This is a genomic window from Streptomyces sp. NRRL WC-3549, from assembly GCF_000721935.1.
Lineage (GTDB): Bacteria > Actinomycetota > Actinomycetes > Streptomycetales > Streptomycetaceae > Streptomyces.
On record NZ_KL585427.1, the window covers coordinates 9833 to 12163 of the forward strand.

At 74.9% G+C, this 2331-nt stretch carries 2 protein-coding genes and 1 pseudogene; all 3 read right to left on the reverse strand.

Features of this window, described 5'->3' with window-relative positions:
- Positions 1–89: 89 nt before the first annotated feature.
- Positions 90–947, reverse strand: a complete 858-nt coding sequence (locus tag IH13_RS0129085; protein WP_031089004.1) for a MaoC/PaaZ C-terminal domain-containing protein — start codon at positions 945–947, stop codon at positions 90–92.
- Positions 944–2140, reverse strand: a complete 1197-nt coding sequence (locus IH13_RS0129090; protein ID WP_031089005.1) for a lipid-transfer protein — start codon at positions 2138–2140, stop codon at positions 944–946. The genes IH13_RS0129085 and IH13_RS0129090 overlap by 4 nt, the downstream gene beginning before the upstream one ends.
- Positions 2137–2331 (reverse strand): annotated as a pseudogene (locus tag IH13_RS0129095) (hypothetical protein); the annotation flags it as partial. The gene IH13_RS0129090 and the pseudogene IH13_RS0129095, both read right to left, overlap by 4 nt.

The window sequence follows — 2331 nt, forward strand, 5'->3', positions numbered from 1 at the left end:
CCGGGTAGCCGGTGGTGAGCGGCTCGACGGGCGTGCGGTCGCACTGGGCGGCCCACAGCGCCTGGGCCGCCTCCTCACGCTGGGCGGTTTCAAGCATCGCGGGTCTCCTTCTGGTCCGGGACGTCGGGGGCGAAGCGGGCGAGCCCGCCGGAGAGCACGGTGCGGCCGTCATCGGCACACGCCTCGAAGCGCACGGCGCGGCCGGCCGGCGCGTCGGCGTCCGGGGTTTCGCTCCAGCCGGTCAGGTCGAGCCGGTCCCCCGGGAAGACCGGGGCGGCGAACCGGGCGTCCAGTGCGGTGAGACCGGCGGGGTGCACGCCGAGCGCGTCGGCCAGCGGCAGCAGGCTCGCGGCCAGCGTGCACAGTCCGTGCAGGAAGGGCCGGGGCATGCCCGCCGCCTGGGCCGCCGCGGGGTCGATGTGCATGGCGTGCCGGTCGCCGAGCAGCCGGTAGAGCGCCGCCTGCCGGGGGTGGGTGGCCACGGCCAGGGTGTGCCCGGCCGGACGGTCCGGGCGGCGCGGGGCGGACGGTCCGCGTTCGCCGCCGAAGCCGCCGCACCCCGGGGCGAAGACCGACCAGGTCGCCGTGAAGGCGGCGCAGGCCGCCTCCACCTCGAAGACGGCGGCCGACCCCTTGTCCCAGACCCGGGCGACGCGCGCCGTGGTCGTCAGTTCACCGGCCCGCTCCAACGGCTGGTGCACGAGCAGGCGCTGGCTGCCGTGGACGGCGGTGGTGGTGTCGAAGGCACCGAGCGCGCCCAGCGCGTCGGGCGCCCACTGGGCGAGCGTCAGCGCGAAGGTGGGCAGCACCCGCAGCCGCTCCTCGTACACCAGGTCGAGCCGGTCCGCCGGGGCGCCGACCGCGAGCGCGTAGAGGATCGCGTCCCGGGCGGTCCAGGAGACGGTACGGGTGCCGAGGGCGCGGCCCTCCCACGGGGAGCCGGTCATCGGTCCACCCCCAGGATCAGACCGCTGGTGGGGACTCCGGTGCCCGCGGTGACCAGGACGTGGTCGGCCGTGGCCGGCTGGTTCACCGAGGTGCCGCGGATCAGCCTGACGCCCTCCGCGATGCCGTTCATGCCGTGCAGGTAGGCCTCGCCCAGCTGCCCGCCGTGGGTGTTGAAGGGCAGCCGGCCGCCGAGCTCGAGATGGCCGTCGGCGATGAAGTCCTTCGCCTCGCCGGGTGCGCAGAAGCCCAGCTCCTCCAGTTGCGGCAGGACCAGCGGGGTGAAGTGGTCGTAGAGGACGGCGGCGTCCACGTCGTCCGGGCCCAGGCCGCTCTGCCCGTACAACTGCCGTCCCACCAGGCCCATTTCGGGGAGGCCGGTGATCGAGGGCCGGTAGTAGCTGGTCATCATGTGCTGGTCGGCCCCCAGCCCCTGGGCGGCCGAGCGGACCACCGCGGGCGGGTGCGGCAGGTCGCGGGCGCGTTCGGCGGAGACGATCACCAGGGCCTGGCCGCCGTCGGTCTCCTGGCAGCAGTCCAGCAGCCGCAGGGGCTCGGCGATCCAGCGGGAGTCGCGGTGGTCCTGGAGGGTGATGGGGCGGCCGTGGAACCAGGCCGCCGGGTTGTTGGCGGCGTGCTTGCGGTCGACGACGGCGACCCGGCCGAAGTCGTCGGTGGTGGCGCCGTACTCGTGCAGGTAGCGGCGGGCGAACATGGCCACCCACTGGGCGGGGGTGCTCAGCCCGAACGGCGTCATCCAGGCGTAGGCGGCCCGGTCCGCGGTGGTGTCCATGGGGCGGGCCGCCTGGCCGAGCCCGTACCGTTCGCCCGAGCGCTCGTTGAACGCCCGGTAGCACACCACCACGTCGGCGACCCCGGTGGCGACCGCCATGGCCGCCTGCTGCACGGTGCCGCAGCCGGCCCCGCCGCCGTACCCGATGCGGGAGAAGAACGTCAGCTCGCCCATCCCGGTGTTGCGGGCCACGTGGATCTCGGAGTTGGTCTCCGCGGTGAAGGTGACCAGCCCGTCCACGTCCGACGGGGTGAGCCCCGCGTCGGCCAGCGCGGCCAGCACCGCCTCGCAGGCGAGCTGGAGTTCGCTGCGGCCGGAGTCCTTGGAGAACTCGGTGGCGCCGATCCCGGCCACGGCCGCGGCGCCCGAGAACGCCCCCCGCTTCGCCGTCCCCGTGCTCATCGGGCCTCCTCGGGCAGCCGCACCGCGACGGTGCCGGTGACGTGGGCGCCCAGGCTGTTGGTGCCCCGGACGGCGATCTCCACCTGTCGGTCCGCGTCCGACCTCCCCGTCACCGTGCCGGTGAACACCAGGGTGTCGCCGGGGTGGGCGGGGACGCCGAGGCGGATCCGGACCTGTCTCTTATACACATC